The 22505-nt window shown below is 68.6% G+C and carries 25 protein-coding genes; 16 read left to right on the top strand and 9 right to left on the bottom strand.

The annotated features are described in order from the left end of the window. Positions 1 to 21: 21 nt before the first annotated feature. From ACZ5ZX_RS03060 to ACZ5ZX_RS03080, 5 genes are all read left to right on the top strand, one after another. A complete protein-coding gene (locus ACZ5ZX_RS03060) occupies positions 22 to 924 on the top strand; it encodes a nitrate- and nitrite sensing domain-containing protein (RefSeq protein ID WP_465500393.1) in 903 nt (300 codons plus the stop codon). Further along, positions 921 to 2234, top strand: coding sequence for a DUF6880 family protein (locus ACZ5ZX_RS03065; protein WP_465500394.1), 1314 nt, complete (start codon positions 921 to 923; stop codon positions 2232 to 2234). The genes ACZ5ZX_RS03060 and ACZ5ZX_RS03065 overlap by 4 nt, the downstream gene beginning before the upstream one ends. Before the next feature lie 197 nt (positions 2235 to 2431). Beyond that, positions 2432 to 3988 carry a DUF1841 family protein gene (locus tag ACZ5ZX_RS03070; RefSeq protein WP_465500395.1) on the top strand — a complete coding sequence of 519 codons (1557 nt, stop codon included), beginning with the start codon at positions 2432 to 2434 and terminating at the stop codon, positions 3986 to 3988. Between the two features lie 70 nt (positions 3989 to 4058). Beyond that, the gene (locus tag ACZ5ZX_RS03075) at positions 4059 to 4358 is read left to right on the top strand and encodes a type II toxin-antitoxin system Phd/YefM family antitoxin (RefSeq protein WP_465500396.1); all 300 of its coding nucleotides are present in this window, start codon (positions 4059 to 4061) and stop codon (positions 4356 to 4358) included. Beyond that, complete coding sequence (locus tag ACZ5ZX_RS03080) at positions 4355 to 4771, top strand: PIN domain-containing protein (RefSeq protein WP_465500397.1); 417 nt, start codon at positions 4355 to 4357, stop codon at positions 4769 to 4771. The genes ACZ5ZX_RS03075 and ACZ5ZX_RS03080 overlap by 4 nt, the downstream gene beginning before the upstream one ends. A gap of 34 nt (positions 4772 to 4805) precedes the next feature. Here ACZ5ZX_RS03080 and ACZ5ZX_RS03085 read toward each other — a convergent pair whose 3' ends face one another. From ACZ5ZX_RS03085 to ACZ5ZX_RS03095, 3 genes are all read right to left on the bottom strand, one after another. After that, positions 4806 to 4979, bottom strand: coding sequence for a hypothetical protein (locus tag ACZ5ZX_RS03085; RefSeq protein WP_465501064.1), 174 nt, complete (start codon positions 4977 to 4979; stop codon positions 4806 to 4808). Positions 4980 to 5325: 346 nt separating this feature from the next. Then, complete coding sequence (gene coaA, locus ACZ5ZX_RS03090; protein WP_465500398.1) at positions 5326 to 6258, bottom strand: type I pantothenate kinase; 933 nt, start codon at positions 6256 to 6258, stop codon at positions 5326 to 5328. 156 nt (positions 6259 to 6414) lie between these two features. After that, the gene (locus ACZ5ZX_RS03095) at positions 6415 to 7056 is read right to left on the bottom strand and encodes a macro domain-containing protein (protein ID WP_465500399.1); all 642 of its coding nucleotides are present in this window, start codon (positions 7054 to 7056) and stop codon (positions 6415 to 6417) included. A 97-nt stretch (positions 7057 to 7153) separates the two neighbouring features. Here ACZ5ZX_RS03095 and pheA point away from each other — a divergent pair, with 97 nt between their 5' ends. The 3 genes from pheA to ACZ5ZX_RS03110 all read left to right on the top strand — a co-directional run bounded on the left by pheA (position 7154) and on the right by ACZ5ZX_RS03110 (position 9493). Then, a complete protein-coding gene (gene pheA / locus ACZ5ZX_RS03100) occupies positions 7154 to 8062 on the top strand; it encodes a prephenate dehydratase (RefSeq protein ID WP_465500400.1) in 909 nt (302 codons plus the stop codon). Further along, positions 8059 to 8679 carry a histidine phosphatase family protein gene (locus tag ACZ5ZX_RS03105; RefSeq protein WP_465500401.1) on the top strand — a complete coding sequence of 207 codons (621 nt, stop codon included), beginning with the start codon at positions 8059 to 8061 and terminating at the stop codon, positions 8677 to 8679. The genes pheA and ACZ5ZX_RS03105 overlap by 4 nt, the downstream gene beginning before the upstream one ends. A gap of 160 nt (positions 8680 to 8839) precedes the next feature. Continuing rightward, positions 8840 to 9493, top strand: a complete 654-nt coding sequence (locus ACZ5ZX_RS03110) for a DUF4232 domain-containing protein (protein ID WP_465500402.1) — start codon at positions 8840 to 8842, stop codon at positions 9491 to 9493. 4 nt (positions 9494 to 9497) lie between these two features. On the opposite strand, the gene ACZ5ZX_RS03115 is transcribed toward ACZ5ZX_RS03110, so the two are convergent. The 4 genes from ACZ5ZX_RS03115 to ACZ5ZX_RS03130 form a co-directional block, all read right to left on the bottom strand. Then, positions 9498 to 9935, bottom strand: a complete 438-nt coding sequence (locus ACZ5ZX_RS03115) for a hypothetical protein (protein ID WP_465500403.1) — start codon at positions 9933 to 9935, stop codon at positions 9498 to 9500. A gap of 60 nt (positions 9936 to 9995) precedes the next feature. Further along, a complete protein-coding gene (locus ACZ5ZX_RS03120) occupies positions 9996 to 11267 on the bottom strand; it encodes an MFS transporter (RefSeq protein WP_465500404.1) in 1272 nt (423 codons plus the stop codon). A gap of 214 nt (positions 11268 to 11481) precedes the next feature. Beyond that, positions 11482 to 11832 (bottom strand): metallopeptidase family protein, encoded by a 351-nt coding sequence (locus ACZ5ZX_RS03125; RefSeq protein ID WP_061980372.1) that lies wholly within the window; start codon positions 11830 to 11832, stop codon positions 11482 to 11484. A gap of 4 nt (positions 11833 to 11836) precedes the next feature. Continuing rightward, on the bottom strand, positions 11837 to 12841 hold the full coding sequence (locus tag ACZ5ZX_RS03130) for a septum formation family protein (RefSeq protein ID WP_465500405.1): 1005 nt from the start codon (positions 12839 to 12841) through the stop codon (positions 11837 to 11839). A gap of 94 nt (positions 12842 to 12935) precedes the next feature. Between ACZ5ZX_RS03130 and ACZ5ZX_RS03135 the strand changes: the two genes are divergently transcribed. From ACZ5ZX_RS03135 to ACZ5ZX_RS03150, 4 genes are read left to right on the top strand one after another with little or no spacing between them, the layout of a single operon-like run. Next, positions 12936 to 13544, top strand: a complete 609-nt coding sequence (locus ACZ5ZX_RS03135) for a hypothetical protein (RefSeq protein ID WP_465500406.1) — start codon at positions 12936 to 12938, stop codon at positions 13542 to 13544. Beyond that, positions 13545 to 14711, top strand: a complete 1167-nt coding sequence (locus tag ACZ5ZX_RS03140; RefSeq protein ID WP_465500407.1) for a glutathionylspermidine synthase family protein — start codon at positions 13545 to 13547, stop codon at positions 14709 to 14711. A gap of 58 nt (positions 14712 to 14769) precedes the next feature. Beyond that, positions 14770 to 15222, top strand: coding sequence for a DUF350 domain-containing protein (locus ACZ5ZX_RS03145; protein ID WP_061980368.1), 453 nt, complete (start codon positions 14770 to 14772; stop codon positions 15220 to 15222). A 55-nt stretch (positions 15223 to 15277) separates the two neighbouring features. Then, positions 15278 to 16183 carry a haloalkane dehalogenase gene (locus ACZ5ZX_RS03150; RefSeq protein ID WP_465500408.1) on the top strand — a complete coding sequence of 302 codons (906 nt, stop codon included), beginning with the start codon at positions 15278 to 15280 and terminating at the stop codon, positions 16181 to 16183. Between the two features lie 87 nt (positions 16184 to 16270). On the opposite strand, the gene ACZ5ZX_RS03155 is transcribed toward ACZ5ZX_RS03150, so the two are convergent. Beyond that, positions 16271 to 17554, bottom strand: a complete 1284-nt coding sequence (locus ACZ5ZX_RS03155; protein WP_465500409.1) for an aspartate aminotransferase family protein — start codon at positions 17552 to 17554, stop codon at positions 16271 to 16273. Positions 17555 to 17710: 156 nt separating this feature from the next. On the opposite strand from ACZ5ZX_RS03155, the gene serS reads away from it, so the two are divergent. Both serS and ACZ5ZX_RS03165 read left to right on the top strand, forming a co-directional pair. Beyond that, positions 17711 to 18979, top strand: coding sequence for a serine--tRNA ligase (gene serS, locus ACZ5ZX_RS03160; RefSeq protein WP_465500410.1), 1269 nt, complete (start codon positions 17711 to 17713; stop codon positions 18977 to 18979). 26 nt (positions 18980 to 19005) lie between these two features. Next, the gene (locus ACZ5ZX_RS03165) at positions 19006 to 20010 is read left to right on the top strand and encodes a DUF3558 family protein (protein WP_465500411.1); all 1005 of its coding nucleotides are present in this window, start codon (positions 19006 to 19008) and stop codon (positions 20008 to 20010) included. Here ACZ5ZX_RS03165 and lhgO read toward each other — a convergent pair. Beyond that, complete coding sequence (lhgO, locus tag ACZ5ZX_RS03170; RefSeq protein ID WP_465500412.1) at positions 20007 to 21191, bottom strand: L-2-hydroxyglutarate oxidase; 1185 nt, start codon at positions 21189 to 21191, stop codon at positions 20007 to 20009. The two genes, ACZ5ZX_RS03165 and lhgO, sit on opposite strands and share 4 nt — an antisense overlap. 80 nt (positions 21192 to 21271) lie before the next feature. Between lhgO and ACZ5ZX_RS03175 the strand changes: the two genes are divergently transcribed. Together ACZ5ZX_RS03175 and ACZ5ZX_RS03180 are read left to right on the top strand one after the other, a co-directional pair. After that, on the top strand, positions 21272 to 21868 hold the full coding sequence (locus ACZ5ZX_RS03175; RefSeq protein ID WP_465500413.1) for a TetR/AcrR family transcriptional regulator: 597 nt from the start codon (positions 21272 to 21274) through the stop codon (positions 21866 to 21868). After that, the gene (locus tag ACZ5ZX_RS03180) at positions 21865 to 22356 is read left to right on the top strand and encodes a nuclear transport factor 2 family protein (protein ID WP_465500414.1); all 492 of its coding nucleotides are present in this window, start codon (positions 21865 to 21867) and stop codon (positions 22354 to 22356) included. Before ACZ5ZX_RS03175 ends, ACZ5ZX_RS03180 begins: the two co-directional genes overlap by 4 nt. The last annotated feature ends 149 nt before the right edge of the window (positions 22357 to 22505 follow it).

Here is a 22505-nt window from a genome sequence, read left to right on the forward strand (position 1 = left end):
CAGCGAAGCCTTCGCTCTCGCATGCTCTCCATCGCGTTCGTACCGAGCGCGGCCCTGGTGCTCGTCGCGCTGTTCATCGGCGGGTTTCTCGTCCACCAGGCCATCCAGGTCCGCGAAGACGCCGAAAGCGGAGCCGTCACCATGATCGACGCGAGCCGGATGATCGCGGCGCTGCAGCGAGACCGGGCGGTCGCGTTGAGGGCGCCGGGCAGCCGCTCCGCCACGTACACGGCGTACGCCGATCGCATCGACACCTCGCTTTCCTCCCTGCGCGAGATCGCGCGAGTCGCCCCTGACGCCGAGGTCGGTTACCAGCAGACGATCGCCGTCGAGCTGCTCACCGTCGTCGAAGGGATGGACCGCAGCGACTCGCTCGCGGTCGCCGGGATCGACGACGAGGGCAGGCGCGACTACGCCGCGGCCGTCGGTGCCTACCGGTCCAGGCTCGACGCCGTGGCCGGAATGTTGACGGAGAGTGGCCGTCAGGTCTACCGGAATCTGGTCGCCAGTGCGGACTGGAGCCGGTTCGGCGCGGTCGAGAACGCGCTGAGCGCCGCCACGCCGCCGCCCGTCGGACAGGACGCCTGGCGTGCCGCGGCCGGTGTCGTCGGCCGGTCCCTCGGCGACCTCGCCCTCCGGCAGATCGAGTACTCGGCGCAGCTCGCGATCGACGGCGGACGCCGGGTTTTGCGCGGTGCCCTCGCCGCGGCCGGGGCGATCTCGCTGCTCGCGTGGGTGGTGATGGCGATCGTGCTGCTGCTCGCCCGGCGGCTCCCGATCCCGATCATCCGTTGCCCCGCTCGGCTCGAAGCCGCCCTTCCGGAGTCTTTGAGCTGGTCACACCGTGTACACGATTACGCCGAAAAGAGCACGCTGTTGGCCCACACGCGTCGGCGAACCGGTCAGGCAGACTTGTCCGGGTGAGTTCCCCGACGGATCTGCGCCCCTACCTGCGCACCTTGGACGCGGAGACGCTGGCTGACCTGCTTCATGCCCATGCCGAGCGTGACCCTGTGTTACGGCAGACCCTGGAGAACCGTTTCGTCACCCAGGGGAGTGATCTCGCCGAGGCGCACCGCCTCCTCGACACCGCCGTGACGGCGGGGAACGTCGAGTACGCCGCGAAGGTGGGCTCGGTTCTCGACACGCTTCAGCGGCTCCTCGACGCCGGCAGCCGGGCCGATCTCGCCCCGCTCGCCCGCCGGACCGTGGACGACATCAGCGAGATGCTGGAGCAGATCGACGACGCCTCCGGCGAGGTCGCGGACCGGCTGGACCGGGCCGTCGAGCTGTACGCGCGGGCCTGTGTCGCACGCCCGCCGGATCCGGAGAGTCTGGCCGACTGGATTCTCGAAGTGGAGTTCGACGGGCCGGGCTGGCCGGCCATCGAGCTGGCCGATTTCGCTTCCGCGTTGGGAGACAGGGGAATCGCGCGGATCAAGTCCACTGTGGACAGTGTGCTCGCGGAGCAGCCGTCCGGCGCCAAACGCGAGACGGCCGAGCGGTTGCGCGAGGAACTGGCGGAGGTGTCCGGCGACGTCGACGCGCTCGTCGCGATCCTCGCCGCGAAGCCGCCGCGGGTCGACGTCAGTCTCAAGATCGTGCGCGTGCTGCGCGCGGCGGGGCGGCACAGCGAGGCCATCGCGCACGCGGCGCGGGCACTCACGCATGACAAGAAGGAAGAAGCGCCTCCGGCCGAAGAAGAGCCGGTTCCCTTGTCTCGCAAGGAATTCGACGAAAGTCCGACCAGTGCGACATATCTCGCGCTACGCGAGGAGGCGCTGGAAGCGGGGCGATGGGTCGCGCAGCGGAAGACCGCGCTGGCGCGGTTGCGCGAACTCGCCGCCGAGGGGACGGAGGCCGCCGACGAACTCGTGCGCGCGTTGCTCGGCGAGGATCGCGCGGACGAGGCCTGGCGGGCGGCGGTGCGTTTCGAAGCCTCTTTGCCGGTGCGTGTCGAACTCGCGGATTCGCGTTCCGTCGCCCATCCCGCCGAAACCATTCCCATCTACCGGGACCATGTCGAAGAATTGATCACGCACAAAGATCCGAACTCCTATCGCGAGGCCGCCCGGCAGCTGCGCAAACTCCGCACGGTGCACAAAAAGGCCGGTACAGCTGAAGAATTCAGCTCGTACCTCGCCACATTGGTGGAAATACACAAACGCAAGACGCGGCTGATCGCCGAGATCAAGGCGGCGAGAATCGCGATTCCGAAAACGGTGAAGGCGTAACCGGTTCCGTCGTCGCTCGTTATTCGAAGCGAACCGAGGAAACCCGGCGAAGAAGGTCGAGCCAACTGGCGGGGCCGTCGAAGTCGCGGTGGTCCTGAACCGGTGTCCACCCGCGTCCTCCCCGCGACCGGACCCCGCGTTTCGCGCCCGGGACCACCGCGACGAGCGGGTTCGGCGCCCCGTGAAAACATGTCGCCATGAGTCCGGTCAGTCGTGCCCGCAAGAAGGCAGCCCAGCCCTCCACTCCGAGTGTGACGGGCCTCTTCAAGGACGTCCTCCGGGACTTCTCGACCCTCGGTGCCGAGCCCGACGTGCTCGACGTCGAGCTGCTGACGTCCGAGGTGCTCGGCCAGTGGTGGGAGATCGAGCTCGAAGAGGATGAACAGCCACTGGGCTTGGAACTCATCGCCTTCGCCGAGCGGAAGATCACCCCCGCCGCGGCCGCGTTGCTCGCCGGCCTGCGGGTGTTCGCCGAGACCGAGGAGGAGCGCGAGGCGGCCGCCTCGGCGCTGAACACCGTGCTGGGCCGTGGGATCCCGGAGCCGGAGTGGGCGGCGGACCTGGCCGCGGTGACCGTCGGGGACTGCTGGCGGACCGGTGACGTCTTCGGTGACGAGTCCTCCCTGCTCTGCTTCTTCTCCCGCGGCGGCGTCGAGCACGGTCTGCTCGCGCTGGTCGACTTCACCGAGGGCGGCCGGATCCGCGACGTCGTCGTGGTCGACAAACCGCACGACGTGCTGGCCGACATGCGGCAGCAGGCCGCCGACGATCCGGAGCTGGTCACGTTGGAGCGGGTGCTGCCCGAGCGTGCCCACCAGCTGCTCGCGGACGGGCTGGCCGCGACGGACGTCGTCGAGGAGCCCGACGTCAGCGAGGACTACGCGCGGTTCCACGCGCTCGCGCTGGCCTGGATCCGGGCCCTTCCCGCTCCCGAGCCCTCGCCCGAGATCATCGAGTGGCCCGAGCGGGTTCGCGAAGAGGTCGTCGCCGACTTCATCGGCTCCGGGCTCGTGGAGGACACCGAGGCGACGCGGTTCTACGCACGCTTGCTCGTCGACTACGGCTGCGAGACCGAGCCGGGCAACCCGTTGCGGGTCGGGCCCGAGAAGCTCGCCCGGTTCCTGGAGTCCTTGCTGGACGGGGAGTTCGAGGTCGACGAGGCGTACGAGGACGCGCTGGAGCCCGCGCTGCTCGGCTGGGTCACCTGGGCCGCCGACCGCGCCGGTCTCCCCGAAGCCGCCCGTGTGGCGCTGTTGGAAAGCGCGACGGAGTTCCTGGAGGAGTTCTCGCAGGAGGAAGACTCCACCCTCGACGTCTACTTCGACGGTTCCGAGGGGATCGAAGACCCGGCGGAACTCGCGGAGGCCCTCCAGCGCCGGATGTTCGCCGTCCCGACGGTGTACACGGAGATCGGCGACGAGGAGCTGGAACTCGAGCCCGCCGACCCCGAACAGCGCCGTCTGCTGGTCATCGGCGAGCACCCCGAGTATCACGAGGCGCTGGCCGAGGAGACCTTCGACGGGGAGCCGAGGTTGCGGCTGGCGCTCAAGACCACGATCGTCGACCAGCTCTGGGCCGACGAGCCCGCCGAGGTCTGGCAGGCCGTGCGCCGGCTGAGTGAGAGCGGCCAGGAGCGCGACGAGATCTTCGACCGGCTGATCGACGCGCTGTCCGCCCAGCTGAGCGAGGCGGGCGAACACGAGATGGACTACGACATCGACGACTACCGGAAGGCGCTCGCCGACCTCGGCTGACGTCGCTTTTTCACCGGTCACGACCTCTCCCAGCCTTGCCATCCCCGCCAAATCCATCTAGTCTGTCTAGATGGAAGCAGCAACCTGGCAGGTGCAGGACGCCAAGCAGCGGCTGAGTGAGCTGCTGCGCCGGGCCTCGGCAGAGGGGCCCCAGTTCGTCACGAAACATGGAGAGGAGGTGGCCGTGGTGCTGGACATCGTGGACTACCGCAGGCTGGCCGGAGGCGGTGAAGCCGTCGATTTCAAACTCGTGCTCTCCGGCGAGCAGCACCATCCCGAATACGGGGAGGCACTGGCCGACGTGTTGGAGGAGGTCGCCGCCGAACGTGCGGAAGACCTGCCGAGAGATGCCGCGGAGGTGAGCGGGTGAGCTTTCTGCTGGACACGAACATCGTGTCCGAAGCCCGGCGCCGCACGAAGAACCCGGGTTTCGCCCGGTGGTGGGGCGGGGTGTCGTCGAGCAAGCTCTACTTGAGCGTGCTGACCGTCGGAGAGATCGAGAGGGGGATACACAAACTCAGGAATCGAGGAGATCGGGACCGGGAGCGGGCGGACGCCTTGGCCGACTGGCTGGCCGGGCTCACCGCGCAGTTCTCGGAACGGATCCTTCCGGTGACCACGGAAATCGCGGCTGAATGGGGCAGGCAGTACGCGCCGCGGAAAGTGCCGTCCATCGACGGGCTGATCGCCGCGACCGCCCGGGTCCACGAGCTGACCCTGGTCACCAGGAACCTGGCCGATATGGCCGGGCTCGGCGCGCAGGTGCACAACCCGTTCGACTGAGCTGTCTTTGACCGAACCGGGTCCTGGCCCGCCTTCAGCTCAGCGGTGCCGCCGGGGTCCCCTTGCTCTCCGTGACTTCCGGCTTCTTCCAGCGGCGGTCCCCGCGGGCGTCGTCGAAGTCCACGACGAAGGCGCCGGCGGCCATGGCCACCAGGAGCGCGAGACCGAGAATCGAGCCGACCCAGGTCAGGATGATCGAGAACATCATGACCCTCCTCCCTGCTCAAGGTCCGGTTAAAGACCTCTTGTTCCCCTGACACAAGGGTCACCTCGGGGGGCTGTAGCCGGTATCGGCCAACCGGTTACACGTACTGAGCGTGGATCGGCCGATCGGCCGAGGAAAACCGGCCACCGGTCGCGGCGTGCGACCGGACGGCGTCGAAGCCTCGCCGGTGGTGCGAAGGCTGCTGCTTGTGAGGGAACGGCCGGGATTCGCCCGGGTGATCGGCGGCCGGTGAAATGATCTTGGCCGTCGTCGTGAAACGCTCGCCGTGAGTAGAGATTCCGTGAGTATCCGGTTACCCAGCGTCCGTGCTCAGAGTTTGCTTCCGTTCTTAGAGTTTGCGCAGCCGGACCCGGTTGATCGCGTGATCGGCGTCCTTGCGGAGGACGAGGGTCGCGCGGGGCCGCGTCGGTTTGATGTTCTCCATCAGGTTCGGCTCGTTGATGGTGCGCCACAGGTGGCGTGCCTCGGCTCGTGCCTCGTCGTCCGGGAGACCGGCGAAGTGGTGGAAGTGTGACGCAGGGTCCGCGAAGGCCGTGTGCCGCAGTTTGAGGAAGCGCTCGATGTACCAGCGCTCGATGTCGGTCGTCGGCGCGTCCACGTAGATCGAGAAGTCGAACAGGTCGGAAACGGTGAGCCGAGGGCCGGGCTGGAGGACGTTGAGCCCTTCGAGGATCAGGATGTCGGGTCGCTGAACGACCTGTTCCTCGCCGGGAAGGATGTCGTAGGCGAGGTGCGAGTACACCGGCGCGCTGACCCGTTCCGCCCCGGACTTCACCTCGGTGACGAACCGCAGCAGGGCCCGGCGGTCGTAGCTCTCCGGGAAGCCCTTGCGGTGCATGATCCCGCGCCGGACCAGTTCCGCCCGCGGGTAAAGGAACCCGTCGGTGGTGACCAGGTCGACCCTGGGGTGATCCGGCCAGCGGGCGAGCAGGGTCCGCAGGATGCGCGCGGTGGTCGATTTGCCGACGGCGACGCTTCCGGCGATCCCGATGATGTACGGCACCTTGGTGCCCCGACTGTCTTCACCGAGAAAGGTGGTGGTGGCTTCGTACAACCGTTGCCGGGCGGCGACCTGGAGATTGATCAGCCGGGAGAGCGGCAGATAGACCTCGGCGACCTCGGCAAGGTCGACCTGCTCACCGAGACCACGCAGCCGCAGCAGTTCCGCGGCCGTCAGCGGCAGGGGAGTCGCCCTGCGCAGCTCGCGCCACTGCTCACGGTGCAGCTCCACGTAGGGACTGAGCTCACGGACCCGCGGCATCGCACACTCCTCGCCCGTCGCCTGCGCTGGCGCCGTACAAAACCGTGTTGACGAGTTCTCGGCGGGAAGCGTGCCTCGAACCGGATGAAGCCGCTTTAACGGTAGGGCTTACGGCTCATGAACGCGCTGCGATGTGATGTAGCCCGCGTCGGGGCGTTACCGTCCGTTACGGGTACGGGGAGGCGAAAAGACCTCGTCCCAGGCCGCGGCGACCTGCCGGGCGCAGGTGGCGGGTGCGACACCGCCCACACCGGTGCCGAGTCCGGGCATCGCGATCGTGTGCACCAGGTCACGGACCCGGCCTTGGTCGACGCTGCCGTCGCGCCACTGCCGGAACACGGCGCGGGCGGCCAGGTACGGGTGCACGGTGTCGCGGGGGAGGCGTTCGCCGGGTTCCCGCATCGTCGGAGCGCTGATCAGCCAGGCGGGCTCCGCCTCGCCGGTGGGCACGATCACCGTTTCCCCGATCGGGAGCTCCCCGCCGTGGTAGGCGAGTACGGCGCTGCGCACGTTCTGCTCGACTTCGGGGTAGGCACGGGCGTAGACGGCGTCGATGCCACCGCGCATCCAGCCGTAGGAGTTGGCGGGGCTGACGACGGCCTGCGCGACGACGTCGAGCACCGACCCGCGGTGCACGAAGACCCGTCCGTCCACAGTGTCCGCGACGGTGGTCCAGGCTTGCGCGAGCAGGTCATCGACGGCGCACAGCACCAGCTCGGGGGTGGGATGGTCCGGCAGGGGAGCATATGAGGAGCCGACATCCGCGTGGCCGGTGTGCGTGCCCGATTCGGCGGTCACGCCCTAAGCATGGCAAAAAAAGCCACCCGGCGTAACCGGTTCGCGTACCGGCTGTCCGAGTGAAAGTCGCCACTCGCGGCGTGCGTAATCTGGCGAGGTGTCACGGATCGCGTACTTCGGCCCACAGGGAACCTTCACCGAACAGGCCGCACGCCGGCTCGCCCCCGGCGAGGAGCTGATCCCGGCGGAAACCATTCCGGCGGCGCTGGCCGCGGTGCGCGCCGGCGAGGCCGACGCTGCCTGCGTCCCGATCGAGAACTCGGTGGAGGGCGCGGTCACCGCCACCCTCGACAGCCTGAGCGACGCCGAGCCACTCGTCGCGGTGGCGGAGGTGCTGCTGCCGGTCCACTTCAGCGTGCTGACCCGGCCCGGGACGACCGAGATCCGCACCGTGGCGAGTCATCCGCACGCCCTCGCGCAGGTCCGCCACTGGGTCGAGGCGAACCTCCCCGGCGCCCATCCGGTCGCGACGTCGTCCACCGCCGCCGCCGCGGTCGCGGTCGACGCGGGCGAGTTCGACGCCGCCGTCACCGCGCCGGTCGCCATCGAGCACTATCCGCTGGAGGTGCTGGCCACCGAGGTCGCCGACGTCCGCGACGCCAAGACCCGGTTCCTGCTGGTCCGTCCGCCCGGTGAACTGCCGTCGCCGACCGGCGCCGACCGCACCTCGATCGTCGCCGCCGCGACGAACCGCACCGGCGCGCTGGCGGAACTGCTCACCGAACTCGCCGTCCGCGGGATCAACCTGACCAAGCTGGACGCCCGCCCGACCAGGAACAACTTCGGCGAGTACCGCTTCTTCATCGACTTCGAAGGGCATGTGACCGAGCCCCGGATCGGCGACGCGCTGGCCGCGTTGCGCCGCCGGTGCCGCAACGTGCGGTTCCTCGGCTCCCACCCGCGGGCGGACGGCGGCGCGACCGAGGTCGAACCGGGTGCCGCCAATGAGGACTTCACCGATGCGATCGACTGGGTCGAGTCGGTCAGGAAGGGAGCGCAGGCGTGAAACTTCTCCTCGTCCGCCATGGCCAGACCGAGGGCAACGTCCGTGGTGCGCTCGACACCGCCTTGCCCGGCCCGCCGCTCACCGAACTGGGGCGCGAACAGGCCCGTGACCTCGCGACGCGGCTCGACGGCGAGCCGATCGTCGCGGTCTACGCCTCGCAGGCGGTCCGTGCTCAGGAGACGGCCGCGCCGGTGGCCGCCAAGCTCGGCCTCGACGTCCAGGTCATCGACGGCGTGCACGAGGTCGCCGCGGGTGACCTCGAAGGCAAGACCGACAAGGACTCGGTCGCGGTCTACATGAGCCTTGTGCGCCGGTGGACGCTCGGCGAACTCGACCCGCCGATTCCCGGCGGCGAGACCGGCGTGCAGGTGCGCGCCCGGCTGCTCGACGCGGTCGCCCGGCTGCGCGCCAAGCACGAGCAGGCCGACCCCGACGGAACGGTGGTCTTGGTGAGCCATGGCGGCGCGATCCGGCTCGGTGGCGAGTGGCTCGCCGGGAACGTCACCGCCGAGGTCGCCAACCAGGGCCTCGTCCCGAACACCGGCATCGTCGAACTCGTCGCTACCGATGGCGGCTGGCACTGCCTGACCTGGGCGGACATCCCTCTCGAACGCTGAACCGCCGCGCCTGCGGTAATCCTGTTTGCCTCCGCTCCCACCGGGGAATACACCCCACGAGATCAATTAACACCTTGTGGGGAATTAACCGGGGGAGCGCAACCCCGGCGCCGGACAAGACGTCTACTGATCGGTGGGTCACCCGGCTACAGGGAGGCGAATGACCATGGTTCGTTCGAAGATGATCTCCATCGGCGGTCTCATCGCGGGTACCGCCGGGCTCTTGCTGATCAGCGCGTGCGGTTCGGAAACCGCCCCGGTCGCGCAGAGCTCGTCCGCGACGCCGTCCAGTTCGGCACCGGACACCTCGGCCGCGCCCAGCGCGAGTCCGTCGAGCTCCGCACCGGCACCGCAGCCCGCACAGGGCGGGGACCCGGCGCCGAAGAACGACGGACTGTGCAAAGCGGGAGACGTGAAGCTCTCCGTCGTCGGCGGTGACGGAGCGGCGGGGACGGTCTACCGGAAGCTCGTCATCACCAACTCCAGCGGACACGCGTGCACCATCCAGGGTTTCCCCGGCATCTCCTACGTGACCGGCGCGGACGGCCACCAGGTCGGTGAGGCCGCGTTCCGCGACGGCGCCAAGGGCGAGCCGGTCAGGTTGAACACCGGCGAGAGCGCGTCTGCCGACGTCGGTTTCGTGAACGTCCGCAACTACGACGAGGCGGTCTGCAAGCCGACCGAGACCCGAGGACTGCGGGTGTACCTGCCGCAGGAGACGGCGTCGAACTTCGTGCCGGTACAGGGACTCGGCTGCGCCGGGAAGATCCCGGGCAACCAGCTGACCGTCAAGACGGTCCACAAGGGAGCATGACGACTCAGAGCTGGGTACAGAGCTGTTCGGCCTGCGCCAGATGCCGGTGGCCGGAGATCTGGTTGAAATGCAGGCTGAACACCATCCGGCTGACGCCGTCGATGTGCTCGGCCAGCGGCCGGTAGGTGTCGTTGGCGGCGGCCGCCGCGGCGGAGAGTTCGCGGGCGGCCGTCATCCGGTGCAGGATCTCGGGGGCCAGCACCGCCACGGGCCGCTCTCCTGGTGCCGAGCCGGTGGTGTCCGGGATCGTGCCGACTCTGGCCAATGCCTGGCAGGCGTCTTGAGCGTCTTCGAGCGCTCCCGCGTTGACCCCCGAGAGCGCCCACAGCATGCCGATCACGCCGGCGCCGATCACGAAACCGGCGACCGCGGTGAGCACTTGCGGGCGCCTGGAAGGTTCTGCTGTCCCCAAGCCGCCCTCCGGCACCAGTGTCTGCTGCATCGCGGACCTCCCTCACCAGCTGGCGGTGATGGGCCATTTCAGCACCAAAGGCCCCCGTTTTCACCGGTCTTGGTGGAGTACCCGCAAGGCCGTGGCCGATTCGTCATCGAAGGCGCCGGGGCGTAACGAGACGAACGCGAAACCGGCTACGCCGAACAGCAGAAGCCCGGACGTCAGGAACGTCCGGGCGGGGGAACCGAGTGCGTGCGTGAGGACGCCGCCGAGCAGAGCCCCCACCGGGATCGCACCCCAGACCACGGTGCGCCATACGCCGAGGACCCGGCCGAGCAGTTCGCCGGGGACGAGCGTGTGCCGCGCCGTCCCCAGCACGATGTTCACCGCGACCACGGCCGCCGCGAACAGGCCGAACAGTGCAGCTCCCGCCACCGGCGAACTCGTCAGGCCCATCCCCGCGAAAGCCACGCCGCAGCAGGCGGTGCCCCCGAGGAGGACCGCGCGACGGCTGGACGTCTTCACCAGCCGCGGGGCGAGGCCCGCGCCCACCAAACCCCCGATCCCGCCGACAAACGCGAAGAGCCCGAAGGTGGCTTCGCTGAGACGCAGGTACTCGATCGCGTACAGCACCAACTGTGCCTGCGCGAGTTCGCTGATCAGGCTGATCAGTCCGGCGACGATGACCAGGCGCAGCACCAGCCGGTGATGCTTCAGCCACCGAAAGCCCTCCGCCAGCTCGGCGCGGAAGTCGGCGGGCGCGCTCTCGGCGGCCGTAGCGGAAGGGCGAGCCCGGTAGCTCCCCGTGAGCCCGATCAGCACCGCCGCCGCGATCGCGAAGCCTGCCGAGTTGAGCAGGAAGGGGAACGTCGCGAAGAGCGCGAAGGTGGCGCTGCCGACCGGCCCGCCGAGGAAGGTCTGTCCGACGATCTCGCAGGCCTGGAGCTTGCTGTTCGCGCTGTCGAGCGATCCCTTGTCGACGACCGCCGGGATGAGCACGTTCGCGGCGCTGTCGGCGACCACCTCCGCGAAGCCGATGAGCAGGGCGGCGGCGTAGACCACCCAGATCGTCACCCCGCCGGCCGCGACCAGGGCGGCCATTCCGCCGACGACCACCGCGCGGGCGCCGTTCGCGAAGATCATCGCGCGACGGCGGTCGATCCGGTCCAGCAGCGCGCCCGCCGGGAGCGCGAACAGCAGCCACGGCAGGAACTGGGTCGCCGAAAGCCCGGCGATGAGCAGCGGGTCGCGGGTGAGGGTGACCGCGAGCAGCGGGAAGGCGACCTTGCCGATCCCGTCGCCGAGATTCGACGCCGCACTGGAGGTGAGCAACCAGCGCAAACGCCGGTCACCCCTGCTGCGCGCCGTCGACTCGGCCATCCACGCCTCCCCAGGCATTCGCCGGCGTCGGCCGACGACAACGTGCCGAAAAGTTTAGCGGGGTTGTCGCCCAAAGTGGCTGGCTTGTTACACCCAGTTAAGAATCCGAAGAACCTTTGGTGCTCGACGCACAAAAATCACCGACCACGCGGCCCTCGGCACGAAATCCGCCGGAAAGGAGCAAGGGACCTTTGCTATCGCCTGTGGTCGCGGTTCAGCCCCAGCCGAGTTCGTGCAGTCGCGCGTCGTCGATGCCGAAATGGTGGCCGACCTCGTGGACCACCGTGATCAGTACCTCTTCGACGACGTCCTCTTCGGTGTCGCACATCTGGAGCAGCGGTCGCCGGTAGATCGAGATCCGGTCCGGCAGTACTCCGCCGTACTCGTGGGTCCGCTCCGTCAGCGCGACACCGTGGTAGAGCCCGAGGATCGTGGGCGACTCCTCGTTGTACTCCTCCACGAGGACCACGACGTTGTCCATCGCGTCCGCGAATTCGGGCGGAAGCTCGTCCAGCGCCTCCGACACCAGTTCCTCGAACCGCTGCTGGGTCATCTCGACGGGCACGCGCTCACCCTCCGGTCTTCGGGGCCGAAGAAGACGACGGCGGGGTCGCCTGCCCGCCGTCGGACGGCGGGGCTTCGCCGTTACCGACCTTGACGCTCCCGGTGACCGGTGCGAGCCCCTTGTTGTCCGGCAGGACCGCCGCCGCCTTGCAGTTCACCAGCGTCGACCCGGCGTCCCAGCTCTCCTGCTCGCGAACGTCCCAGCTGAGGATGAGCTTCTTCGCCGCCAGATCCGCGTTGCCGGAGTAATCCTGCGCCGCCGTCGAGCATTCGGTGTCCAGCCAGGTGTTCTGCTGCTCTTGTGACGGGTAGCCGTCTTTGAACTTCGTCTTGAGGTCGAGCGTCGCGATGATCTCGTAGGAGTGCGGCTGCGCGCAGTCGATCGGATCGCCGAAGCTGTTGTTGAGCAGCGCGAGGCAGGTGCCCGCCTCCCACACCATGGACTGGTTCTGTTCCTTCGCCGGTCCGGTGGTCGGCTGCAGCTTGCCGCCGGGGCCCGCCCACTGCAGACCACACCGCAGCTGCCGGTCGCCGTCCTCCCATTGCGCGGGCGTCGGCCGGAGCAGGTTCATGCTCAGCCTGCCGTAGGGATCCAGCGAGCGGCCGAGGTACGGCTTGACGTCCACGGTGCACTTCGACCGGGAGATCTCCTGCCACTGGTTCAGGTTCGGGCTCGGCACGCCGGCCGGGTACTGCGCGCCGATGTCGACGACGCTGGTGACCTCGAACAGGTGGGACTCCGTGCACGGCACGCGCCGCGCGTCGGTGGCGTCCGGGTTGTTCCAGGTCAGACAGGTGCCAGGGGGAGATTGGAACGCTTCGGCCGCGGCGGGCGACAGCTTGGGGGCACCGCCACCCACGCCACCTTCCGGGCCGACATTCCACGAGAACGCCACACTCAGCGAAAGGGCGATGATCGCGCCCACGAACACACCGGCCATGACGAGCCGGGTGCTGAGGGTGCTCAGCGCGTTTCGCGGATCACGGAACCGCTCGGCCTGTTGAGACATCCACTCCATGATGCCCGCGCCGCACGTAAGGTGCGCGTACCGGGTGGTTAGTGTTGGACACGGGTTCGTGCTGGCGGGCGATTACGGAGCTTCGATGACGCAGGATGACAACCGAGGGGGACAGCCTCCCCAAGAGCCGCCGAAGCGCGGCTCGATGCGGTTCCAGGACGAGACGACGCAGGCGCGGCAGCCGTCGCTGGCCGAGCAGCGCGCGCGACAGCAGGCACTGGCGGAGCAGGAACGCCAGGAGGCGCTCGCTGCCGAAGCCGCTCGCGCCGCCGAGAAGAAGTCGTCGACCAAGAAGAAGATCCTGATCGGCACCGGGGTGACCGTCGGGCTGGTCGGCCTGGTCGCGACGTTCTACACCGTCGCGAAGCCGGAGAACGTCACGGCCGTCTGCACCACCAAGGACGAGATCGTCGACAACGACAACAACTGCGACGAGAACTACGTGCGGTCGCACGGTGGGCACGTCAGCGGCGGATTCTTCTTCATCCCGATCCCGGGCGGCGGCGGATACAACAGCTACCGCTACAACTACGGCGGCAGCGGCACGATCGGGCAGCGCGTGTCCGGCGGCTCGTACACCGCGCCGTCGAACGCGAACGTCAGCACCAAATCGGGCAAGACCGTCCAGCGCGGCGGTTTCGGCATCAGCGGCAAGAGCGGCTCCGGCGGCAGCGGAAAGAGCGGGGGCTCGTAGGTGTACCGGGATTCCAAGCCGCCCCGGCGGGACTGGCAGAACATCGTCGAGGAGCAGGGCCTGGTCTTCGGCACGCCCGCCCGTGACGGCACCGGCAAGTCCAGGCCGTACTGGGACGAGTCGGTCCACTACGTCTTCGAGATGGACGAGATCCTGTCCGTCGAGGCGGACGTGGAACTGCTGCACTCGATGTGCCTCGAAGCCGTCGACAACGTGGTGACCACCGAGCAGTACCACCGCTTCGGCATCCCCGAGTGGGTCTGGCCGCATATCGCCGAGTCGTGGAAGCGGCAGGATCCGCACGTCTACGGCCGGTTCGACCTGCGCTACGACGGCAAGAGCCCGGCGAAACTGCTCGAGTACAACGCCGACACCCCGACCTCGCTGCTCGAGGCCGCGGTCCTGCAGTGGCACTGGAAGACCGCGGTCTTCCCGGAGGACGACCAGTGGAACTCGATCCACGAGAAGCTGGTCGAGCGCTGGGGCGAACTCGCCGACAAGCTGCCCTCCAACGAACTGCACTTCACCTGGTCGTCCGCGGATCCCTCCGGTGAGGACCACGTGACGACGGCGTACCTGCAGGAGACCGCGGCCGAGGCCGGACTCGACACCGTCGGGTTGTCGATCGAGGAGATCGGCTGGGATCCGGTGCTCAAGCGGTTCGTCGACCTCGAAGAGGCGCAGATGGCGACCGTGGTGAAGCTCTACCCGTGGGAATGGGTGGTCGACGAGGAGTTCGGCCGCTTCGCCGTCGAGACCATGCCGCGCACGCTGTGGGTCGAGCCGCTGTGGAAGATGATCCTCTCCAACAAGACGCTGCTCGCGATCCTGTGGGAGAACTACCCGGGGCATCCGAACCTGCTGCCCGCCTTCGCCGACGACCCCGGCCTGCTGACCGAATACGTCCGCAAGCCGAAACTCGGTCGCGAGGGCGCGAACGTGCAGATCGTCGCCACCGGGTACGAGACGCAGACCGACGGCGTCTACGGTGCCGAAGGCTACGTCTACCAGGCGTTCGACCCGCTCCCGGAGTTCCAGGGCTACCGGCCGGCGCTCGGTGCGTGGATCGTCGGCGACCAGGCGGCCGGCCTCGGCATCCGCGAGACGGCAGGACTGGTCACGGACGACGGCGCGGCGTTCGTCCCGCACCGCATCGTCGAGTCGTGATAGAAGCAACCGCACAAACCTGACATTCCTGACCAGCTCGTACTTCTGGGAGAACCCTGTGACCACCACCCTTGCGCTGTCCGACACGTTCGGCTCCGACCTCGTGCGAGGGATCGGCGCGATCCTGTTGTACGGCGTCGTCGGCCTGCTGCTGATGTTCGCCGGGTTCTGGGCGATCGACTGGACCACGCCCGGCAAGCTGTCCCAGCTGGTCTCACGCGGCCTGCCGAACGCGGTGATCGTCACCGCTTCGGGTCTGCTGTCGATGGCGTTCATCGTCGTCGTGGCGATCGCGAACTCCGCCAGCGACCTGACCGAGGGCCTCATCACGTCGCTCGTCTACGGCCTGCTCGGCATCGTGGTGCAGGTGCTGGCCGTCCGGCTGCTGGAGTGGGCGACGCGGATCGACGTCCGCTCGACCATCGAAAGCGAGAAGTTCGCCCCGGTCAGCGTCGTGGTCGCCGCCGCGCACCTCGCCCTCGGCCTCGTCGTGGCCGTCGGTATTTCGTAAATCCTTGTCGCACTGAAAACGGCATAGGCGCACGATTCCCACTACCGTGGGAGCCGTGCGCCTTTTGAGGACACCGGACGACCGGTTCTCGGACCTGCCCGACTTCGACTTCGAACCGCGCTACGCGGAACTCGTCGACCTTCACGGCGGCGTGATCAGAGTGGGTTACGTGGAGGCCGGACCCGAGAACGGTCCGCCTGTGCTGCTGTTGCACGGCGAGCCCACCTGGTCCTACCTCTATCGCAAGGTCATCCCGGTGCTCGCCGACGCCGGGTTGCGCGCCATCGCGCCCGACCTGGTCGGCTTCGGCCGCTCCGACAAACCCGGCGACATGGTCGACCACACCTATCAGCGGCACGTCGAGTGGATGCGCGCGTTCGCCTTCGACGTCCTCGATCTGACCGAGGTCACGCTGGTCGGCCAGGACTGGGGCGGCCTGATCGGCCTGCGGCTGGTCGCCGAGAACCCCGACCGCTTCTCCCGGGTCGTCGCCGCCAACACCGGCCTCCCCACCGGCGACACCGACATGCCGGAGATCTGGCACAAGTTCCGCGAGACCGTCGAGAACGCGCAGGTCCTCGACGTCGGCCGATTCGTGCAGGCGGGCTGCCAGACCAAGCTGCCGCCCGAGGTCCGCGCCGCCTACGACGCGCCGTTCCCGAACGAGATGTACAAGGCCGCGCCGCGTGCGATGCCGTCGCTGGTGCCGACCACCCCGGACGACCCGGCCTCGGCCGCCAACCGGGCCGCGCTGAAGGTGCTCGCCGAGCTGGACAAGCCGTTCCTGGTGTCGTTCTCCGACGGCGACCCGATCACCGCGCCGTGGGGCCTCGAACTGCGCGGCTCGATGCGCGGGGCCCGCGAACTGGAGCATCCGACGATCACCGGCGCCGGTCACTTCCTGCAGGAGGACGCCGGTGGACGGCTGGGCGAGGTCATCGCGCGCTTCGTGAAGTCCTGACGCGCGCTAGGAAAGGCTCTTTCCTTGCAAAATTTGCAAGGAAAGAGCCTTTCATTGCATCGGGCAGGGCTCAGGAGAGGGCGTGGGTCAGGACACCGCGGCCAGTGCGTCGGTGATGATCCCCAGCCCCTCAGCGGCCTCCTCGGCGGTGAGCGTCATCGGCGGCGCGATCCGCAGCACGTTGCCATGCAGCCCGCCCTTGCCGATCAGCAGCCCCCGTGCCTTGGTCTCTTCCATCATCCGCGCCGCGGCCTGCGGATTCGGCTCCATACCACCCGGCTTGACCAGTTCCACGCCGATCATCAGGCCCTTGCCGCGCACGTCCCCGATCAGCGGGTTCCCCGCCGCGCGCAGACCGGCGAGCAGTTCATTGCCTCGCGCCAGCGCGTTGGCCTGGAGGTCGTGGTCGGCGATGTGGTCGAGCACCGCGGCCGCGCCGGCCATCGCGACCGGGTTGCCGCCGAAGGTCGAGATCGAGTTCGCGGTCAGGCAGTCGACGAGGTCGCCGCGCGCCACGAGACCGCCGATCGCGAGCCCGTTGCCGAGTCCCTTCGCGAAGGTCATCGCGTCGGGGACGACGTCGTGCGCCTGGATCCCCCAGTAGTGTTCCCCGGTCCGTCCCCAGCCGGTCTGGACCTCGTCGGAGATGAACAGGATCCCGTACTGGTCGAGGACCTCCTTCATCGCTTTGAACAGGCCGTCCGGCGGTGAGCTGAAGCCGCCGACGCCCTGGATCGGCTCGGCGATCATGCAGGCGACATCACCGGAGGTGCCCGTCTCCAGCACGTCGACGAGGTCCGCGACGCAAGCGTCGATGTACTCCGTGTCCGAAAGCGCCCGGAACGGGCTGCGGTATCGGTAGCCACCGTGGACGTAGCTCACCTTCACCGGGCTGAGCGACGACGCCGACCAGCCGCGGTTCCCCGTGATCCCGACCGTCGCGAACGACCGCCCGTGGTACGAGTTCCGCATCGCCAGCACCTGGTTGCTGCGCCGGAACTGGGTGGCGAGCATCAGCGCGGTGTCGTTGGCCTCGGTCCCGGAGTTGGTGAAGAACACCTTCGCGTCCGGGATGCCGGAGAGCTTCGCGATGCGCTCGGCCAGTTCGACCTGTGAGCGGATCAGGTACAGCGTCGAGGTGTGCAGGATCCCGGTGTCGAGTTGCTTGCGCACGGCGTCGCTGATCGCCGAGACGTCGTAGCCCATCGAGTTCGTCAGGATGCCCGCGAAGAAGTCGAGATAGCTGCGTCCGGTCGAGTCGATGACCCGGCGGTCCTGCGCGTGCACGATCTCGATCGGCTCGTCGTAGTAGAGCGCCAGCCACGACGGGAGTACCGCCTTGTGCCGCGCCAGCAGGTCCGCATCGGTCATCGGGTTTCTCCGTCCGCAGCAGGGAGATCTCAGTATGGGGACGGCCCGAAACGGGCGACAACGATCAGACTGTCGGGTTATCCGCAGCGGCCCGCACAGTGTGTACGGGCAAACTGCCTCGAAGTGCTCGAAGTCCTAGGACTAATCTCTGGACTCGTGATTGACCCCAGGACTCTGCGCGATGACCCGGACGTCGTGCGCGCTTCTCAGCGCGCCCGTGGCGAGGACGAAGGAGTGGTCGACAAGCTGCTCTCCCTCGACTCCCGCCGCCGGTCTTCGATCGCCGCCGCCGACAAGCTGCGTGCCGAGCAGAAGTCGCTGGGCAAGCTCATCCCGAAGGCGCAGGGTGACGAGCGGGCCGAACTGCTCGCCAAGGCGAAGGACCTCGCCGCCCAGGTCAAGACCGCCGAGGTCGAGCAGACCGAGGCGTCGGAGGAGTTCGACCAGCTGCACCGCCTGGTGCCGAACCTGGTCCACCCGGACGCTCCCGAAGGCGGCGAGGACGACTACGTCGTGCTCAAGCACGTCGGCGAGCCGAAGAAGTTCGACTTCACGCCGAAGGACCACCTCGAACTCTGCGAGGGCCTCGGCGCGCTCGACATGGAGCGCGGCGCGAAGGTCTCGGGTTCGCGGTTCTACTTCCTGACCGGCATCGGCGCCCAGCTGCAGCTCGGTCTGCTGAACATGGCCGTCGCGCAGGCGACGGCGAACGGCTTCACGCCGATGATCACGCCGACCCTGGTGCGGCCGGAGATCATGGCGGGCACCGGCTTCCTCGGCGCGCACTCGTCGGAGGTCTACCGGCTGCGCGACGACGACCTGTACCTCGTCGGCACCTCCGAGGTCCCGCTCGCCGGCTACCACGCCGACGAGATCCTCGACCTGGGCAACGGCCCGAAGCGCTACGCGGGCTGGTCGTCCTGCTACCGCCGCGAGGCCGGATCGTACGGCAAGGACACCCGCGGCATCATCCGCGTCCACCAGTTCGACAAGGTCGAGATGTTCGTCTACACGCGTCCCGAGGACGCCGAAGCCGAGCACGCTCGCCTCCTGGACTGGGAAGAGCAGATGCTCGCCAAGATCGAGGTCCCCTACCGGGTGATCGACACCGCCACCGGCGACCTCGGCACCTCCGCGTACCGGAAGTTCGACTGCGAGGCATGGGTGCCTTCGCAGGAGACCTATCGCGAGCTGACCTCGACGTCGAACTGCACGACGTTCCAGGCCCGCCGCCTCGGCATCCGTTACCGCGACGACGACGGCCGTCCGCAGACCGTCGCCACGCTGAACGGCACGCTCGCCACCACCCGATGGATCGTCGCGATCCTGGAGAACCACCAGCTCGAAGACGGTTCGGTCCGGGTGCCGGAAGCGCTGCGTCCCTTCCTCGGTGGAACCGAGGTGCTCACGCCGGCATCGAAGTAGGGTGCGAGCCGATGAGGAGGGGACGCATGCGGTTTCGGAATTCGCTCGCGATCGGGCTGGTGGTGCTGGCGGTCGGTGGTTGCACGTCGACGGTCGGCGGTACGGCCGCGCCGGTGCCAGGGCAGGGGCCGGTGATCACGAAGGCCGAGCCGTGCGCACTGCTGACGCAGGAGCACGCGACGGCGCTGGGTGTCCAGTACCCCGGTGAGGAACGCGCCGCCAAACCCGAACAGAAGGTCCCCGCCGTCTGCCGGTTCCGGAAACTGGAGGACGTGCGCAAGGCGTCGAACCTCGAGTTGTCGTTGAGCAAGGACCTGTCCTTGAACGACTACATGAGCGGCGCGCAGCCCGGGGAGAAGTTCGGGATCGGCGGGTTCACCTGGACGCGGTACGCCACCATCCTCGGCCCGTCCTACTGCTCGCTGACCACGGAGCTCACCCCGGACTCCTTCGTGGAGATCGCCAGCGAGAGCCCCGACCACACCGAGGGCAACGCGTGCGACCTGGCCAAGGCGGCGGCCCCGGCCGTGGCGTCGAAGCTGCCAGGTGGGCAGCAGAACCCGCAGATCACCGCGCCACCCGGGCAGAAGCCGGCCGAGCCGGGCGGGCCGCTCGTGACCACCGACCCGTGCGCCATGCTCAAACCCGAACAGACCGCGCAGCTGCGCCTCGGACCCACGGGTGAGCCGATGAAGTCCAGCTCCAACCCGAACCAGCTCGGCTGTGAGTGGGCCGACACGGATGGCGACCAGGGCGAGAAGGCGTTCGACCTCTGGTTCTACACGGCGACGCCGATGGACGAGGCTCCGTCGTTGATCACGCAGGGTGAACCGCAGGACTTCGACTCGGGTGACCGCAAGTGGAAGCTCTACACCGAGCCGGGCAGCAAGCTGTGCGCGGCAGGTCTCGCGATCACCCCGACGTCGACGGTGGCGATCATCGCCGGAAACCTCGACGATCCCGCGAAGGCGTGCGACGTGGTCAAGGCCGCCGTTCCGATGCTGAACGGGAACCTGCCGCCCTCGTCCTAGTCCGACACCTCGTCGGCGATGTACTTGGCGATCTCCAGCGCGCTGGTCGCCGCCGGTGACGGCGCGTTGAGGACGTGCACCTGGTTCCGCGCGGTCTCGATCAGGAAGTCGTCGACGAGCGCGCCGTCCGGGCGCAGTGCCTGCGCGCGGACACCGGAGCCGTGCCGCACGATGTCGTCCTCGGTGACGGCGGGTACGAGCCGCGCGAGGCTTTCGGCGAAGCGGCGGCGGGAGAACGAGCGGCGGACCTCGTCGAGTCCGGTCGGGTAGGCGTACTTGCGCGCGAGCCGCCAGACGCCGGGGAAGCGGGCGACCTCGGCGACGTCCTTCGCGGAGATGTCGCGCCAGGTGTAGCCCTCGCGGCGCAGCGCGAGCACGGCGTTGGGGCCGGCGTGCACGCTGCCGTCGAGCATGCGGGTCAGGTGCACGCCGAGGAACGGCAGCGACGCGTCCGGGACCGGGTAGATCAGGCCGCGTACGAGGTGGCGGCGTTCGGGCTTCAGTTCGTAGTACTCGCCGCGGAAGGGCACGATCCGCGCGCTCGGGGTGAGCCCGGCGAGCCGCGCGACGCGGTCCGCGTGCAGGCCCGCGCAGTTGACGAGCGCGTCGGCTCGGATCACGTCGTCGCCGGTCGCCACCTCGACCCCGCCGTCGCGGGCCGGACGGATGCCCAGCGCGGGCGTGCCGAGGCGCAGGTCGGCGTCGGACTCGTCGAGCAGGCGCACCAGCGCGGTGCAGACGGCGGGGAAGTCGATGATGCCGGTGGACTCCACCCGCAGCGCGGCGACGCACGACACCTCGGGTTCGTACTCGCGGGCCTCGCTCGGGGTGATCAGCTTGGCCGGGACGCCGTTGGCTTCGGCCCGTTCGGCGAGCACCTTCAGCGCCGGAAGCTCGGCCTCGGAGGTCGCGACGACCAGTTTGCCGCACACCTCCACCGGCACCCCGTACTGCCGCGCGAAGTCCACAATGGACCGATTACCGGCGGTGGACATCCTCGCCTTGAAGGAACCCGGCTTGTAGTAGAGCCCCGCGTGCACGACGTTGGAGTTGTGCCCGGTCTGGTGGGCCGCCCAGCGGTCCTCCTTTTCGAGCACCGTGACGTCCAGGCCTCGTTTGGTCAGTTCCCAGGCCACGGCGAGACCGACGATCCCGCCCCCGATGACTACGACTGTGCGCACGATCGACCAGGCTACCCGGAGGCTAACCTGACAGCCGTCAGGTTAGGTGGTAGCGTACCTGACCGATGTCAGGTAAGCGGTTGAGCAAGGACGAACGCCGGGCGCGGATCCTCGCCGCGGCGGCGCGGGTGTTCGCCGCGTCCGGTTACGCTCGCGCCGGGATGCGGGAGGTCGCGACGGAGGCCGGGATCAGTACTCCCGTGCTGTATGACCACTTCCCGTCCAAGGCGAAGCTGTACGCCGGGCTGCTGGAGTCCGAAGTGGACAGTCTGCTGGCCGGCTGGGCGGAGCTGCCACCGTCGGGCACCGCCGAGGAACTGCTGCGCGGCCGGGTCGAGGCGATCTTCGCGTGGATGGAGACGAACGAACGCGGCTGGCGGATGATCTTCGCCGAGACGCCGTCCGACGAGGGTGTCGCCGAGGTGCACCGGCGCGGGCAGGCCAGGGCCACCGGGCAGCTGACCGAGGTGTTCGCGCAGGTCCCCGGCCTGGCGTTGACCGCGGACCTGCCGCGCGAACGCGCGAACGAGGTACTCGCCGAAGCGGCGAAAAGCGCACTGAACGCCATCGCCACCTGGTGGTGGAGCAACCGCGACATCCCGCGGGAGCAAGTCGTCGCGATCACGGCCGATCTGCTGTGGCGCGGTCTGGGAGCCCTGATCCAGGAGGAAACATGAGCATCGAAACCATCGAGCGATACCGCCGGGCTCTCGAGACACGAGACGTCGAACTCGGGCTGAGCGCCTACGCGCCGGACGCGGTGGTGCGGTCGCCGCTGACCAGCCGGGTCCGGTTCACCGGGCACGCGGAACTCAGGCCGTTGCTGGAAGTCGCCTTCTCATATCTGCGTGACGTCCGGTTCGGCACCGACACCGGTGACGCGTCGACGCGCGTGGTCGTCTACACCGCGCGCATCGGTGACGAAGAGATCGAAGAGGCGGCGGTGCTGAAACTCGACGAGGACGGGCTCATCGCCGAAGCGACGTTGTTCGTGCGGCCGTTGCCCGGCCTCGTCGCGCTCATGGACGCCTTCGGTCCCGACATCGCGCGCCGCAACGGCCGCACCTTCGCGGCCCGGCTGCTGAGCGTGGCCACCAAACCGTTGCTGGCCATGGTGCGGTCGGGCGACCGCCACGCCGTCCCCTTGGCAGGCCCCCGCCCCTGACCGCGTTCAGAGGACTATTGATCCGTAAGGCGAACCTGGCGTAATCGGCTCGCTGCCTGGTGGCAGGCGAGGACCTCCCCGTTGAGGCGGTTCCGCGTTGGGGGTCGTGAGTGGCGATTCGGGTTAGAACCCTCATCGCCACTCACGAC

The sequence above is a fragment of the Amycolatopsis sp. NPDC033938 genome, assembly GCF_055575975.1.